Annotated in this window: 13 protein-coding genes, 1 tRNA gene and 1 pseudogene; 12 read left to right on the forward strand and 3 right to left on the reverse strand. The window is 72.5% G+C overall.

Going from position 1 to position 15,261, the window contains the following annotated elements:
* Positions 1–18 precede the first annotated feature (18 nt).
* A tRNA-Val gene (locus ACFXDE_RS36555) sits at positions 19–90 on the forward strand.
* A 65-nt stretch (positions 91–155) separates the two neighbouring features.
* Here ACFXDE_RS36555 and ACFXDE_RS36560 read toward each other — a convergent pair.
* Positions 156–923, reverse strand: coding sequence for an exonuclease domain-containing protein (locus tag ACFXDE_RS36560; RefSeq protein ID WP_380498717.1), 768 nt, complete (start codon positions 921–923; stop codon positions 156–158).
* Positions 924–1,063: 140 nt separating this feature from the next.
* On the opposite strand from ACFXDE_RS36560, the gene ACFXDE_RS36565 reads away from it, so the two are divergent.
* From ACFXDE_RS36565 to ACFXDE_RS36580, 4 genes and pseudogenes are all read left to right on the forward strand, one after another.
* Entirely contained in the window at positions 1,064–1,615 is a 552-nt protein-coding gene (locus ACFXDE_RS36565) for a DUF4365 domain-containing protein (protein WP_380498718.1), read from the forward strand.
* A 32-nt stretch (positions 1,616–1,647) separates the two neighbouring features.
* The gene (locus ACFXDE_RS36570) at positions 1,648–2,814 is read left to right on the forward strand and encodes a hypothetical protein (protein ID WP_380438032.1); all 1,167 of its coding nucleotides are present in this window, start codon (positions 1,648–1,650) and stop codon (positions 2,812–2,814) included.
* Positions 2,815–2,910: 96 nt separating this feature from the next.
* Positions 2,911–4,890 (forward strand): threonine--tRNA ligase, encoded by a 1,980-nt coding sequence (gene thrS, locus ACFXDE_RS36575; RefSeq protein WP_380438030.1) that lies wholly within the window; start codon positions 2,911–2,913, stop codon positions 4,888–4,890.
* 83 nt (positions 4,891–4,973) lie between these two features.
* A pseudogene (locus ACFXDE_RS36580) lies at positions 4,974–5,525 on the forward strand (HIT family protein); the annotation flags it as partial.
* Positions 5,526–5,613: 88 nt separating this feature from the next.
* Here ACFXDE_RS36580 and ACFXDE_RS36585 read toward each other — a convergent pair.
* Positions 5,614–7,263, reverse strand: coding sequence for a hypothetical protein (locus ACFXDE_RS36585; RefSeq protein ID WP_380438026.1), 1,650 nt, complete (start codon positions 7,261–7,263; stop codon positions 5,614–5,616).
* Between the two features lie 196 nt (positions 7,264–7,459).
* On the opposite strand from ACFXDE_RS36585, the gene ACFXDE_RS36590 reads away from it, so the two are divergent.
* Positions 7,460–7,918: a thiol-disulfide oxidoreductase DCC family protein gene (locus tag ACFXDE_RS36590; protein ID WP_380498719.1), complete on the forward strand. Its 459-nt coding sequence runs from the start codon at positions 7,460–7,462 to the stop codon at positions 7,916–7,918.
* Here the strand turns inward: ACFXDE_RS36590 and ACFXDE_RS36595 are convergent.
* Positions 7,906–9,954: an elongation factor G-like protein EF-G2 gene (locus ACFXDE_RS36595; RefSeq protein ID WP_380498720.1), complete on the reverse strand. Its 2,049-nt coding sequence runs from the start codon at positions 9,952–9,954 to the stop codon at positions 7,906–7,908. The genes ACFXDE_RS36590 and ACFXDE_RS36595 overlap by 13 nt on opposite strands.
* 255 nt (positions 9,955–10,209) lie before the next feature.
* Here ACFXDE_RS36595 and pgsA point away from each other — a divergent pair, with 255 nt between their 5' ends.
* From pgsA to pdxS, 6 genes are all read left to right on the forward strand, one after another.
* Positions 10,210–10,857: a phosphatidylinositol phosphate synthase gene (gene pgsA, locus ACFXDE_RS36600; protein WP_329925087.1), complete on the forward strand. Its 648-nt coding sequence runs from the start codon at positions 10,210–10,212 to the stop codon at positions 10,855–10,857.
* Positions 10,858–10,873: 16 nt separating this feature from the next.
* Positions 10,874–11,872 (forward strand): phosphatidylinositol mannoside acyltransferase, encoded by a 999-nt coding sequence (locus ACFXDE_RS36605; RefSeq protein ID WP_380498721.1) that lies wholly within the window; start codon positions 10,874–10,876, stop codon positions 11,870–11,872.
* Positions 11,873–11,923: 51 nt separating this feature from the next.
* A complete protein-coding gene (locus tag ACFXDE_RS36610; protein WP_363648673.1) occupies positions 11,924–13,108 on the forward strand; it encodes a glycosyltransferase family 4 protein in 1,185 nt (394 codons plus the stop codon).
* A gap of 60 nt (positions 13,109–13,168) precedes the next feature.
* On the forward strand, positions 13,169–13,531 hold the full coding sequence (locus tag ACFXDE_RS36615; RefSeq protein WP_380498722.1) for a 5-carboxymethyl-2-hydroxymuconate Delta-isomerase: 363 nt from the start codon (positions 13,169–13,171) through the stop codon (positions 13,529–13,531).
* 49 nt (positions 13,532–13,580) lie between these two features.
* Positions 13,581–14,126 (forward strand): hypothetical protein, encoded by a 546-nt coding sequence (locus ACFXDE_RS36620; protein WP_380438016.1) that lies wholly within the window; start codon positions 13,581–13,583, stop codon positions 14,124–14,126.
* A 124-nt stretch (positions 14,127–14,250) separates the two neighbouring features.
* Entirely contained in the window at positions 14,251–15,162 is a 912-nt protein-coding gene (pdxS, locus tag ACFXDE_RS36625; protein WP_360230125.1) for a pyridoxal 5'-phosphate synthase lyase subunit PdxS, read from the forward strand.
* Positions 15,163–15,261 lie beyond the last annotated feature (99 nt).

The raw sequence follows: 15,261 nt of genomic DNA on the forward strand, positions 1-15,261 counted from the left end.
AATGTTTTCCCTGCACCCGGGCGATTAGCTCAGCGGGAGAGCACTTCGTTCACACCGAAGGGGTCACTGGTTCGATCCCAGTATCGCCCACCGGACAGCACGCAGGCCCTGATCGGGATACCGGTCAGGGCCTGCGGCGCGTTCGGAGCCGGCCGCTACGCCGCCGCCTCGCAGCCGTGCTCCGGCTCCAAGCGCCTGCCGCAGCCGCACCTGGCCGGCCGGAGCGGCCAGGACAGGTCCACCCGCTCCGGCGTCCCGGACCGGTCGAACCAGTTCTGCAGCCCCCGCGCCTGCGCCGCGTGCCAGATCGCCTGACGCAGGTGCAGCTCGGCCGCGGTGAGCCCGCCCAGCGCCGCCGGGTAGCGGGCACCGATCGTCCGCGTCAGCGCCAGCGCCGCCGAGGCGTCCGCCGCCGCGTCGTGCGCGCCGGCCAGCTCGACGCCGTAGTGCGCGCACAGGTCGGTCAGCGTCCGGCGGCCCTTGCGGTAGCGGTCCACGTGCTTGTCCAGCACCCGCGGATCCAGCACCACCAGTCCGGCCGCGCCCAGCCCGCCCGTCAGCGCGAGGCCGTGATGGCGGCGCAACTCCCGGTCCAGCAGCGTCAGGTCGTAGGGCGCGTTCATCACCACCACCGGCCGCCCGGCCCTGGCCTGCGCGGCCAGGGCCCGGGTTATCTCCGCCACGACGGCGCGGGCCGGACGGCCGTGCGCGCGCACGTGGTCGTCGGTGATGCCGTGCACCGCCCGGGCGCCGTCCGGGATCGGGACCCCCGGATCGGCCAACCAGGTCTCGGTCTGCACGGGTGTGCCCGGGGCGAGTTGGACGACCAGGGCGGCCGAGACGATCCGGTCGTGCTCGACGTCCACGCCGGTGGTCTCGGTGTCGAAGGAGGCGAGTGGGCCGGTGTACCAGTAGTGCTGCATGACTGCCCCTCAGACGTGCGGTCCGCACTCCGGTGATACCCGGTTCTGACGCCCGCTCAACCGTTTGGCGCAGGCCGGGCCGGGGATCCTGGCCTTGGGCCGCTCCCGGGGGTGGCGGGCCCGGGGGGAGGCTAGGGGCGATGGCGCTGACACAGCCGCAGCCCGACGAGGCGGCGGTCCTGCGGGGGAACCTCGCGGTGACGGCCTGCATGGAGACGCTGCAGGTCGGCTACCTGCACGCGGTCGCCGCGGCGGCCGGCTGCTCGCTCTCCCAGCCCTTCCCGGACAACGGCATCGACTGGCAGGTCAGCCACGGCTCCCGGGCGCACGAGGTCGACGACGAGGTCACCATCAAGATCCAGCTCAAGGCGACCCAGCAGATCGCGCCCGACCCGGCCGGGCCGTTCTTCAGCTTCACCCTGGACAACGACCACCTGCGCAAGCTCGCCCGGGCCCGCGTCGCGGTGCCCCGGATCCTCGTCGTCATGCTGCTGCCGCGCCGGGTCGACCACTGGCTGGCGGCCCGGCCGGACGCGCTCGAACTGCGGCACTGCTGCTACTGGGTCAACCTGGCCGGCCACCCCGTCACCGGGCAGCGCCGCACCAACGTCCGGGTGCCCACCACGAAGGTCTTCGACGACCGCGCGCTGTGCGACATCATGGCCAGGGTCGGCGCGGGCGGCAGCCCGTGACGGCCCGGCCCCGGCCGGGAGGAGCCGCACCCATGACACCACCCCACGCACCGGGCGAGCCCGACGGAGTCCTGCCCGGCGGCGGCCTGCCCGACCCGGCCACCGTCGACCCCGCGGTGCTCGCCACCCTGCTCGCCCGGCACGGCTGGGTGCGGCGCGGCGGCCCCGCCGCCCGGTACGGCCGCTGGACGCCCCCGGACGACGACCCCGGCACCAGCCTGCTCGTCCCCGCCGGCGACGGTTTCGACGACGCGGTCGACCTCCTCACCGACGCCGTCACCGCCCTGTCCCGCTCGCACAGCCCCTCCGCCCGCTCGATCCTGCTCGCCCTCTCCGTGCCCGGCGACGAACTGCGCTGGCACCGCGACGTGCCCGGACCGGCCGGCACCGCGCCCTGGGAGGACGCCGAACGGCTCGGGCGGGCGGCCCGCGCCATGCTCGCCGCCGGGGCCAAGGCCGGACGGACCAGGGCCGCCTACTTCGGCGCCCGGCTGGACACCTGGGCCGACGACTTCCTGGACCGCGTCCTGGTCGTCGAACAGGGCGCCGGCCTCACCGCCTACACCCCCGCCCCCGAGGGGCGCGCCGCCGTCACCACCCTCGTCCGCGCACTGGAGGCACTGCGCGACGCCGTCGACTACCGGCGGGTCAGCGGCGGGCCGGAGGCCTTCGAGAACGCCGTCCAGGCCGGGGTCAGCCGCGAGCTCGTGCAGTCCGTCGAGGAACTCGTGCGCGGCGCGACCGCCGCGCGGCTCGCGGTCGCCTGGTCGGCCGCCGCCGGCACACCGGGCGGCTTCGGCGAGCGCCGCGTCGTCCTCGACTTCTCGCCCGGCGACCTGCCCGCCCTCGCCGAGGCCGCCGAACTCCTGGAGCGCATCGAGCCCGCCGTCGCCGTCACCGTCGTCGGCGTCGTCGTCCGCCTCAAGCGCGCCGACCCGACCGGCCCCGGCACCGTCCGCCTGCGGATCCTCGGCGGCGCCGAGGTCCGCGAGCTCAAGGTCCGGCTGCCCGACCCCGACTACCGGCTCGCCGCCGAGGCCCATCTCGCGGGCGTCCCGGTGCGGGTCGCGGGCCGGCTGGAGAGCCGCGGCGGCTTCCGCCGGCTCACCCGGCCGCAGGGCCTGGAGCTGTGCGGATGGGACGAGGGCGACCGAGAGCGGCTGCTCAAGGGACTGACGGACGGGGGAGAAGGCGGCTAGATCGCCGTCGGTGGACGGTGGGGGCGGCGCTCTCGGTACCATCGTCACGCGCAGCGCAGTGTTGCGTCCTCTAATCCAGCACGTCAGGAGAGACCGGTGACGGACGTCCGGGTAATCATCAACCGCGAACCCGATCGGGAAGAGCGCGTGGTGACCACGGGCACTACGGCCGCCGAGCTCTTCGCCGACGACCGTTCGATCATCGCCGCCCGTGTCGGCGGCCAGCTCAAGGACCTCGCCTACGCCGTCCAGGACGGCGACGAGGTCGAGCCGGTCGCGATCGGCAGCAAGGACGGCCTGGACATCCTGCGCCACTCCACCGCGCACGTCATGGCGCAGGCCGTGCAGCAGCTCTTCCCCGAGGCCAAGCTCGGCATCGGCCCGCCGGTCAAGGACGGCTTCTACTACGACTTCGACGTCGAGAAGCCCTTCCACCCCGATGACCTCAAGGCCATCGAGAAGAAGATGCAGGAGATCATCAAGCGCGGGCAGAAGTTCTCCCGCCGCGTGGTCACCGACGAGTCCGCCCGCGAGGAGCTGGCCGCCGAGCCGTACAAGCTGGAGCTGATCGGCCTCAAGGGCTCCGCCGCCACCGCCGGCGAGGGCGCCGACGTCGAGGTCGGCGCCGGCGAGCTCACCATCTACGACAACCTGGACGCCAAGAGCGGCGACCAGTGCTGGGGCGACCTCTGCCGCGGCCCGCACCTGCCCAGCACCCGGCACATCCCGGCGTTCAAGCTGATGCGCAACGCGGCCGCCTACTGGCGCGGCAGCGAGAAGAACCCCATGCTCCAGCGCATCTACGGGACCGCCTGGCCGAGCAAGGACGAGCTGAAGGCCCACCTCGACTTCCTGATCGAGGCCGAGAAGCGCGACCACCGCAAGCTCGGCAACGAGCTCGACCTCTTCTCCATCCCCGAGGAGATCGGCTCCGGCCTCGCCGTCTTCCACCCCAAGGGCGGCATCATCCGCCGCGCCATGGAGGACTACTCGCGCAAGCGGCACGAGGAAGAGGGCTACGAGTTCGTCTACACCCCGCACGCCACCAAGGGGAAGCTCTTCGAGAAGAGCGGCCACCTCGACTGGTACGCGGACGGCATGTACCCGCCCATGCAGCTCGACGAGGGCGTGGACTACTACCTCAAGCCGATGAACTGCCCGATGCACAACCTGATCTTCGACGCGCGCGGCCGCTCGTACCGTGAACTGCCGCTGCGCCTCTTCGAGTTCGGGACCGTGTACCGGTACGAGAAGTCCGGCGTCGTGCACGGCCTGACCCGGGCCCGCGGCTTCACGCAGGACGACGCGCACATCTACTGCACCCGCGAGCAGATGGCGGAGGAGCTCGACTCCACGCTGACCTTCGTGCTCAACCTGCTCCGCGACTACGGTCTGACCGACTTCTACCTGGAGCTGTCGACCAAGGACCCGGAGAAGTTCGTCGGGTCGGACGAGACCTGGGAGGAGGCCACCCGCGTCCTCGCGGCCGTGGCCGAGAAGCAGGGCCTTCCGCTGGTGCCGGACCCGGGTGGCGCGGCCTTCTACGGCCCGAAGATCTCGGTCCAGGCGAAGGACGCGATCGGCCGCACTTGGCAGATGAGCACCATCCAGCTGGACTTCAACCTGCCGGAGCGCTTCGACCTGGAGTACACCGCGGCGGACGGCTCGCGTCAGCGGCCGGTCATGATCCACCGCGCGCTGTTCGGCTCGATCGAGCGCTTCTTCGCGGTGCTGCTGGAGCACTACGCCGGCGCCATGCCGCCGTGGCTGGCCCCGGTCACCGTGACCGGCATCCCGATCACCGACGAGCACGTCCCGTACCTGCTGGAGGTCGCGGCCGAGCTGAAGAAGCACGGGATCCGGGTCGAGGTCGACACCTCGGACGACCGCATGCAGAAGAAGATCAGGAACGCTCAGAAGAGCAAGGTTCCGTTCATGCTGATCGCCGGCAACGACGACATCGAGGCCGGGGCCGTCTCCTTCCGCTACCGCAACGGCGAGCAGAAGAACGGCGTGCTGGTCGCGGACGCCGTCGCGGAGATCGTGGACGCGGTGAAGAACCGCATCCAGGTGTGACGTCGCAGTCCGGTTGACCTCGACGCGGGGCAGGCTCCTGAGGAGTCTGCCCCGCGCGGCTTTGCAGGGGGCCTCGGGCGAATATGCTGATCAGCATGACGACTGAGCCGGAACTGCAGCGGGGCGTCGGTGAGCCGGACGGCTTCCGCCGCCTGTGGACCCCCCATCGGATGGCGTACATCCAGGGTGAGAACAAGCCCACCGGCCCGGCTCCGGACGACGGTTGCCCGTTCTGCTCGATCCCGTCGCTGAGCGACGAGGACGGGCTGGTCGTCGCGCGCGGCACGTCCGTCTTCGCGGTGCTGAACCTCTACCCGTACAACGGCGGCCACTTGATGGTGGTCCCGTACCGGCACGTCGCGGACTACACCGACCTGGACGAGGCCGAGACCGCCGAGCTGGCCGGGTTCACCAAGAAGGCGATGACCGCGCTGCGGGCCGCCTCCGGCGCGCACGGGTTCAACATCGGGATGAACCAGGGCGCGGCGGCCGGGGCCGGGATCGCGGCGCACCTGCACCAGCACGTGGTGCCGCGCTGGGGCGGGGACACCAACTTCATGCCGGTGGTGGGGCACACGAAGGTGCTGCCGCAGCTGCTGGCGGACACCCGAACTAGGGTGGCCTTGGTCGGGCCGCTGTACTGTGCGGCCGCGGGTGTGGGTTGGGGCCCGTCACCGGTACTCCCGGTGACGGGCCCCTCCGTCGTGTCGCCCGGCGGATCGCTCAGCCCGCGTCGAACTGGTCGACCTTGTACGGCCGGGTGCCCTGCGCCTCGGACTTGATGATCGAGGTGCGGTTCTTGAAGAAGCGCTCGGTGTCGAGGTCGTGCTCCTCCAGGAACTCCAGCGTGGCGGCGTGGACCGCGCTGAGCACCGGGACGGAGGCGTTGAGCGCGTTGTCCGTCATGAAGCGGCTGCTCCACGGCGGGTTCGCCCAGGCGTGCCGGAAGCCGAAGGGCTCGGGCAGGCCGATGCCGCCGCCGAGCCAGGCGAGCAGCCCGGGGATGCGGACCAGGGGTGCGCGCAGGGCCTGGCGCACCACTTCGTCGTTGTCGATCAGGGGGAGCTGGACGGTCCGCTCCTCCCAGAACTTGCCGGTCTTCTGGATCGTCTTCTCCTTGGGGGCGGGCTTGTCCCCGAAGACGCCGGCGACCGGGCCGAGCGCGTAGCCGGCGACCGTCACGGTGAGGGTGTTGGCGAGCAGGGTGACGGTGACGGTGAAGGTGATGATCAGCTTGCCGTCGAAGGTGATGAACTGGGTGGCGAGGTAGTGCCGGGCGCCGCCGCCGGAGAAGGTCTGCTTGTCGGCGATGGTCTGGACGGCGAAGTCGCGCATCCGGTCGCCGTCCATGTCGGCGCCCGCGGGGCGGGAGATCTCGTCGGCGTTCTCGCCGACTTCGAGCACCGCCCACTGCTTGATCGAGACGTTGGTCATGCCGCTGTTGGCGACCTCGCTGATCGAGAGCCCCTTGAGGTGGGCGCCGATCTTGCGGACGAGGTCCCAGGGGTGGAAGGCGCGGAAGTCGCTGTGGCCCTCGGCGGGCCGCAGCACGTCGACGAGTCGCCATTCGCCCCAGCGGCGGCCGACGCCGAGGATGCCCTTGGGGCCGGCGTAGTGCTGGACGTTGGTCTCCTGCTCGGCTTCGAGGCGGCCGAGCTTGTCGCGCAGGTCGACGGCCTTCTTGTCGAGGTCGTCGCGGGGGACGGCCTTGGCGACGGTGGCGGCGACGGCGTTGCCCTCGACGAGGGCCTGCCAGCGGGCGCGCAGTTCGCGGGTGGAGCGCAGGACGATGCGTTTGGCGAGGAACCAGCCGATCACCGGGGCGATCATGGTGATGCGCAGGTAGAGGCCGAGGAGTCCGGCGGCCGGGGGGCGCAGGGCGAGGAGGACGGCGACGGCGCCGGCGGCGAGGAGGGCGAGGCCGCCGTAGACCTCGTTCTGGCGGGACTTGTCCTTGAGGAGCCAGGTGCGGAGGTAGAACGCGGCCAGCCAGATGAGGCTTCCGGGCAGGGCGAGGAGGCCGAACACCACGGTGATGGTGGTGAGTTGGCGGTCCCGGTTGCCGCGGAACTCCTGGGCGGCGAGGCAGTGTTCGACGATCTGGCGGGTGTCGGTACCGAAGGAGGGCACGATGGGCTTGCGGGTCGCGCCGAGGGCGCGGGCGATGACGGCGGTGCTGAAGGCCTCGCCGAGATTGGCTCGGAACAGCCGGAAGCGTGGCTTCTTGTAGGTGGCGGCGCCGATCTTCTCGACGAAGGGTTCGATCTCGCCGTCCCGGTAGGCCGCGGAGGAGAGCGCCTGGGTGACGGCGGTCTGCGGGCCGGCGTCGGTCCGGGGTATCTGCGCACCCGGGGTCATGTCGAGTGTGGTCACGGTGGTGTCCCCTCCTCCCCTTGTCAGCGGCAGGTTACCGTGCCGTGGTGGTGCTGCGCGGATGATCGTCTGAAGTACCGTCACGATCGGGCCGCGTTGGTTGCCGCGTTGGCTGCCGCGTTGGTTCGAGAGGCATGATGCCCAGCTTCGCCGGTGTCGATACCCGGTGGTTCCGGTCCGGTGGGGTGGGTGCAGGATGATCGTGACTGCGATGGAAGGGGTTGCCGTGAAGGATCCGGTGCTGGTCTTCGACGGGGACTGCGCGTTCTGCTCGTCGTGCCTGGGGTGGGCGGAGCGGTATCTGCGGCAGACGCTGGCGTCGGGGGGCTGGGAGGCGGTGCCGTTCCAGTTCGCCGATCTGGCGGCGCTGGACGCGCGGGCCGGTGGCGCGGGCGAGGTCACCTGGGAGCGTGCGGAGCGCGAGGTGCTGTGGGTGACTCCGGCGGGGCGGGTGTACGGGGGTGCGCAGGCGGTGGCGCGGCTGCTGATGCGGTCGGGCGGCGCGTGGGCGTACCTGGGCGCGCTGTTGACGCTGGCTCCGGTGCGGCCGGTGGTGGGCGTGGTGTACCGCTGGGTGGCGAGGAACCGGCACCGGATGCCGGGTGGTACGCCGGCGTGCGCGCTGCCGAACCGGCAGGCCGTTCAGTCGTCGTAGCGTTCGGCGATGGCGGCGGGCATGGGTTCGTGCCGCAGGTAGGCGCGGCTGAACTCGGCGGTGCCGTGGGTGAGGGAGCGCAGGTCGAGGGGGTAGCGGGTGAGTTCGAGCTCGGGGACCTCGGCGCGCAGGAGGGTGAGTCCGGGGCCGGCGTTGTCGCTGCCGAGGACGCGGCCGCGGCGTGCGGAGAGGTCCCCGAGGACGGCGCCGAGGTAGTCGTCGGGGAGCATGACGCTGACGGCGGCGACGGGTTCGAGCAGGCGGATGACGGCGTGTTCGGCGGCGTCGCGCAGGGCGAGGGCGGCGGCGGTCTGGAAGGACGCGTCGGAGGAGTCGACGGAGTGGGCCTTGCCGTCGGTGAGGGTGACGCGGACGTCGACGAGCGGGTGTCCGGTGGCGACGCCCTTGGCGAGCTGGGCGCGGACGCCCTTCTCGACGGACGGGATGAAGTGCTTGGGCACGGCGCCGCCGACGACGTGTTCCTGGAACTCGAAGCCGGAGCCGGCGGGGAGGGGTTCGACTTCGAGGTCGCAGATGGCGTACTGGCCGTGGCCGCCGGACTGCTTGACGAGCCGGCCGTGGCCGGCGGCGGCGCTGCCGAAGGTCTCGCGCAGGGCGACCTTGGGTTCGACGGTGTCGACGTGGACGCCGTGGCGGGTGCGCAGGCGGTCGAGGACGACGTCGGCGTGGGCCTCGCCGGTGCACCAGAGGACCAGCTGGTGGGTGTCGGGGTTCTGTTCGAGGCGCAGGGCCGGGTCCTCGGCGGTGAGCCGGGTGAGGGCCTGGGAGAGCTTGTCGTCGTCGGCCTTGCTGTGGGCTTCGACGGCGATGGGCAGCAGGGGTTCGGGGAGGGTCCAGCCGTCGAGTTCGACGGGGTGGCCGGGGTCGTGGACGGTGTCGCCGGCGCGGGCGGTGGTGAGTTTGGCGGCGCAGACGAGGTCGCCGGCGACGGCGTGCGGGACGGGGCGCTGGAGTTTGCCGAAGGGGCTGCTGAGGGCGGTGACGCGTTCGTCGCCGTCCTGGTCGGCGGGGTGCGCGGGGCCGGTGAGGTGGATGCGGGTGTCGGGGCGCAGGGTGCCGGCGTAGACGCGCAGGAGGCTGATGCGGCCGACGTAGGCGTCGCCGGTGACGCGGATGACCTGGGCGGCGAGGGGGGCGTCGGGGTCGCAGGCGGGCCCGGGGCGGGTGCGTTCGGTGGGGTCGGGGAAGGTGTGGGCGATGAGGTCGAGGAGTTCGGCGGCGCCGAGGCCGTTCTCGCTGGTGGGGACGGCGGGGTGGAGGGTGCAGGCGAGGACTTCGCGGCGCATGCCCGCTTCGAGGGCGTCGGTGTCGAGGGTGTCGCCGGCGAGGTAGCGCTCCATGAGGGCGTCGTCCTGGCCGGAGATGGCTTCGACGAGGCTCTCGCGGGCGGGTGCGGTGTCGGGCAGGGGGGTGGCGTCGCCGTAGGTCTGTCCGGTGAGCAGGTCGACGCTGCCGTCGGGGTGGCCGTCGTGGTGGACGGGCAGGAACAGCGGGCGCAGGGTGTCGGGGCCGAGCTCGAAGGCGTCGTGGCAGGCGGTGAGGATGTCGTCGAAGCCGGCGCGGGCGAGGTCGAGCTTGGCGACGGCGACGGCGCGGGGGATGCCTTCGGCGGCGCACTCGCGCCAGAGGGCGCGGGTGGGGGCGGTGACGGGGTCGGTGGCGGAGACGACGAAGACGGCGGCGTCGGCGGCGTGCAGGGCGGCGCGCAGGTCGGCGGCGAAGTCGGGGTGGCCGGGCGGGTCGATCAGGTTGATCTTGGTGCCGCGCCATTCGAGGGGCAGCAGCGCGAGCTGGACGGAGCGCTGCTGCTGGTGCTCGATGTCCTCGTGGTCGGAGACGGTGGTGCCGTCGGCGACGCGGCCGGCCCGGCCGGTGGCGCCGGCGGTGAGGGCGAGGGTTTCGGCGAGGGTGGTCTTGCCCACACCGCTGCAGCCGATGAGGACGACGTTGCGCAGGTCGCGGGGGCCGGTGACGTTGGGGGCCTGGCCGGCTCGTGCGGTGCTGCGGTCGGGCATCGGGGTCTCCTCCCGTGGCGCCGAGGCTGTCTTTCGAAAGTCTAGGGTCGGGTCTCGCCGGGGCGCGTGTCGTGCGGGCGGCCGATCGTGGTGCGCGTGTGCGGGTCGGTCGGTGCGCCGTCGGGCGGTGCGTGCGCCGGAGCGTGTCGTCGGCGTGGCTACGATGGGTGCGCCGGGCGGGCTGATCCGTCCGGCCGTCTGCCGCGCGTGTTGCGCCAGGCGGGTACCAGGGAGATCGGAGCGGTCGGGAAGGCCATGCTCAACAAATACGCGCGTGCCTTCTTCACACGTGTCCTGACCCCGTTCGCCGCGTTCCTGATCCGGCTGGGCGTGAGCCCGGACGCCGTGACGCTGATCGGTACCGCCGGTTCGGTGGCCGGTGCGCTGGTGTTCTTCCCGCGCGGGGAGTTCTTCTGGGGCACCATCACGATCACGCTGTTCATCTTCTCGGACCTGGTGGACGGGAACATGGCGCGCCAGCTGGGCCGGAGCACCAAGTGGGGCGCGTTCCTGGACTCGACGCTGGACCGGGTCGCCGACGCGGCGATCTTCGGCGGTCTGGCGATGTGGTACGCGGGCAAGGGCGACAACAACCTGCTGTGCGCGGTGGCGATCGTGTGCCTGGCGAGCGGTCTGGTGGTGTCGTACACGAAGGCGCGGGCGCAGAGCCAGGGCCTGCCGTGCGACGTGTCGGGGCTGGTGGAGCGGGCCGAGCGGCTGGTGGCCAGCCTGGTGGCGGCCGGAGTCGCGGGTCTGCACGAGTTCGGGGTGCCGTACGTGGAGTGGCTGCTGCCGGTGGCGCTGTGGCTGGTCGCGGTGGGCAGCCTGATCACGGTGCTGCAGCGGATGCTGACCGTGCGCCGCGAGGCGTTCGAGGCCGACCGTGTGGCGGCCGGGAGCTGATGGGGGGCGTCCTGCGGTGACGGACCGACTGGTGTACTGGGCGTACGCGCTGGGCTGGGCGGTGCTGAAGCACCTGCCCGAGCGGGCGGCGCGGGCGCTGTTCGACCGGCTGGCGGACTACGCGTGGCGCAAGCGCGGCAAGCGGGTGCTGCAGCTGGAGGCGAACCTGCGGCGGGTCCGTCCCGGGCTGGACGAGGTGGCGCTGCGTGCGCTGTCGCGGGCGGGGATGCGCTCGTACCTGCGGTACTGGATGGAGTCGTTCCGGCTGCCGGTGTGGAGCCGGGAGCGGGTCGCCAGGGACGTGCGGGTGGAGGGTTTCGAGCACCTGCTCGGGGCGCTGGAGGCCGGCCGGGGCGCGGTGATAGCGCTGCCGCACATGGGCAACTGGGACCTCGCGGGCACCTGGGTCGCGCAGCAGGGCCATCCGTTCACGACGGTCGCCGAGCGGCTGAAGCCGGAGCGGCTGTTCGACCGGTTCGTGGAGTTCCGGGAGGGCCAGGGCATGGAGGTCCTGGCGCTGACCGGCGGCGGGGTGAACGTGATCGGCACCCTGGCGCGGCGGCTGCGCGAGGGGCGGCTGGTGTGCCTGGTGGGGGACCGGGACCTGTCGGAGGCGGGCATCGAGGTGTCGTTCTTCGGCGAGGCGACGCGGATGCCGGCCGGTCCCGCGGCGCTGTGCCAGCGGACGGGGGCGGCGCTGCTGCCGGTGACGCTCTGGTACGACGGGCCGCTGCTGCGGGCGCTGATCCACCCGGAGGTGCCGGTGCCGGCGGAGGGGGACCGCAAGGAGCGGACGCTGGCGATGACGCAGGCGATGGCGGACGTGTGGGAGCGGGGGATCGCCGAGCACCCCGAGGACTGGCACATGCTGCAGCGCTTCTGGCTGGCCGACCTTCCCGTCCGTGAGACGGTTGGGGGGACAGCGGGGGAGCAGGTGGGGGAGCGGGTCCTGCCGGTGCGCGGGGACGCGCCGGAGCCGGCCGGCGAGCCCGCGGCGGAGGCGACCGGGTCCTGAGACGCCGGGCCCGCTGCCGTACCGGAGCACGCGAAGGAGCATGAGGAACCCGTGAAGATCGGCATCGTCTGCCCGTACGACTGGGACGTCCCCGGCGGGGTGCAGTTCCACATCCGGGACCTGGCCGAGCACCTGATCGGCCTCGGACACGAGGTGTCGGTGCTGGCGCCCGCGGAGGACGACGAGGCGCTGCCGCCGTACGTGGTCTCGGCCGGGCGGGCGGTGGCGGTGCCGTACAACGGCTCGGTGGCGCGGCTGAGCTTCGGGATCCTGTCGGCGGCGCGGGTGCGGCGGTGGCTGCACGACGGGCGGTTCGACATCCTGCACGTGCACGAGCCGGCCTCGCCGAGCCTGTCGATGCTGGCCGCGTGGTCGGCGTCCGGGCCGATGGTGGGGACGTTCCACACGTCGAACCCGCGCTCGCGGGCGATGATCGCGGCCTCGCCGATCCTCCAGCCCGGCCTGGAGAAGATGCGGGCCCGGATCGCGGTGTCGGAGTACGCCCGGCGCACGCTGGTCGAGCACCTGGGCGGGGACGCGGTGGTGATCCCCAACGGCGTGGACGTCGGCTTCTTCGCGGAGGCCGAGCCGGACGAGCGCTGGACGGGCGGCGCGGCGGCCGGCGAGCCGGGCACGATCGGCTTCATCGGGCGGATCAACGAGCCGCGCAAGGGCCTGCCGACGCTGCTGGCGGCGCTGCCGCGGATCCTGGCCGAGCGGCCGGGCGTGCGGCTGCTGGTGGCGGGCAAGGGCGACGAGGAGGAGGCCGTGGCGGGCCTCGCGCCCGAGGTACGGGCGCAGGTCGAGTTCCTGGGCATGGTGAGCGACCGCGAGAAGGCGCGGCTGCTGCGCAGCGTGGACCTGTACGTGGCGCCGAACACCGGCGGCGAGAGCTTCGGGATCATCCTCGTCGAGGCGATGTCGGCGGGCGCGCCGGTGCTGGCGAGCGACCTGGACGCGTTCAAGCAGGTGCTGGACGGCGGTGACGCGGGCGAGCTGTTCCCGGTGGAGGACGCGGACGCGCTGGCGAAGTCGGCGCTGCGGCTGCTGGGGGACCCGGCGCGGCTGGAGGAGCTGCGGAAGGCGGCGTCGCGGCACGTGCGGCGCTTCGACTGGTCGACGGTCGGCGCGGACATCCTCGCGGTGTACGAGACGGTGACGGCAGGCGCGGCTGCGGTCGTCGAGGAGGACGTGCGCAGCGGGCGGCGGGGCCGGTTCGGGCTGGCCAGGGACTGATCCGGGTGTGAGCGGGGTTAGGGTCGGGCGTCCGTACTGCCGTGACCCATGGGGGCAACGATGCCGCAGATCTCCGTCGACTACTCGGCCGGCCTGGCCGGTTCCTTCGACCGCCGGGCGCTGGGCCTGGCGATCAACCGGCTCGCGGTGAGCACGATCGACGCGAAGCCGGAGGCGTGCAAGACGCTCTTCCGGGCCAACGACGAGTTCGTGGTGGGGGAGAGCGAGGGCGCCGACGCCCAGGTGTACGTCCAGTTCCAGATCTTCCCGGGCCGCACGCCCGAGGCGAAGGCGGCCCTCAGCGAGGGCGTCCTGGCGCTGCTGGCCGCGCACGTCACGCCGCCGGCCGGCACCCGGCTGTACACCGCGGTGAGCGTCGAGGACATCGACCGGGGGAGTTACCGGAACGCTTCCGCCGCCTGACCGGGCGGCCTGCGTTCCACGTTCCTCCGGCCCGGTAACGTAGCGGCCCGTGACTACGTGGATCTGGGCCGGCGTGGCCGTGGTGCTGTTCGGCATGTACCTGAGTTGGACGGCCGGTCGGCTGGACCGGTTGCACGCCCGGATCGACGCGGCCCGGGCGGCGCTGGACGCGCAGCTGGTCCGCCGGGCGTCGGTGGCGATGGAGCTGGCGACCTCGTCGCTGCTGGACCCGGCGGCGTCGCTGCTGCTGCTGGACGCGGCGCACGCGGCCCGGCAGGCCGACGACGAGCAGCGCGAGGTGGCGGAGAGCCAGCTGAGCCTGGCGCTGCGGGCGGTGCTGGCCGAGCCGGAGCAGGTGGCGGCGCTGGTGGCGGAGCCGGGCGGCGACGAGGCCGTGAGGGACCTCACGGCGGCGGTGCGGCGGGTGCCGATGGCGCGCCGGTTCCACAACGACGCGGTGCGGGCGGCCCGGGCTGTGCGCCAGCACCGGCTGGTGCGGTACTTCCGGCTGGCGGGCAAGGCGCCCTTCCCGATGGCCTTCGAGATGGACGACGCGCCGCCTCCGGCGCTCACCCCGGAGGGCGCTCCGGCCTGACGTCCGGATAGGGCCTGTTTGTCGCATCCGGTGGGGCGGGCTGGACTTGGTGGCGCATGGATGCGTCAATTCATGCGCCTACCATAGGGCGATAGCACTGGTTCATCTTCGAGTGAGGTCTCACGTGTCCACCACCCCCACCACCGCAGACCAGCCGCAGATCGGCACCGCCCGGGTGAAGCGCGGCATGGCCGAGCAGCTCAAGGGCGGTGTGATCATGGACGTGGTCAACGCCGAGCAGGCCAAGATCGCCGAGGACGCCGGCGCTGTCGCCGTCATGGCGCTGGAGCGGGTCCCGGCCGACATCCGCAAGGACGGCGGCGTCGCCCGCATGTCGGACCCCAACATGATCGAGGAGATCATCGAGGCGGTCTCGATCCCGGTCATGGCCAAGTCCCGCATCGGCCACTTCGTCGAGGCCCAGGTCCTGCAGTCGCTCGGTGTCGACTACATCGACGAGTCCGAGGTCCTGACCCCGGCCGACGAGGTCAACCACTCGGACAAGTGGGCCTTCACCACCCCCTTCGTCTGCGGCGCCACCAACCTGGGCGAGGCCCTGCGCCGCATCGCCGAGGGCGCGGCCATGATCCGCTCGAAGGGCGAGGCCGGCACCGGCAACGTCGTCGAGGCGGTCCGCCACCTGCGCCAGATCAAGAACGAGATCGGCCAGCTGCGCGCCCTGGACCACAACGAGCTGTACGCCGCAGCCAAGGAGCTGCGCGCCCCGTACGAGCTGGTCAAGGAGGTCGCCGAGCTCGGCAAGCTGCCGGTCGTGCTGTTCTCCGCCGGTGGCGTGGCCACCCCGGCCGACGCCGCGCTGATGCGCCAGCTGGGCGCCGAGGGCGTCTTCGTCGGCTCCGGCATCTTCAAGTCGGGCGACCCGGCCAAGCGCGCCGCCGCCATCGTGAAGGCCACCACCTTCTTCGACGACCCGAAGATCATCGCGGACGCCTCGCGCAACCTCGGCGAGGCCATGGTCGGCATCAACTGCGACACCCTGCCGGAGACCGAGCGCTACGCCAACCGCGGCTGGTAATCGCTTCCCCCCGCACCGAGCCGGCCCGCCGCCGCGCCCCGGCGCGCGGCGGGGCGCGCCCCCCCCACCCCCCCAAGATCGCACGAGGGTGTAGAACGT

The organism is Kitasatospora sp. NPDC059408, assembly GCF_042751525.1.
GTDB lineage: Bacteria > Actinomycetota > Actinomycetes > Streptomycetales > Streptomycetaceae > Kitasatospora.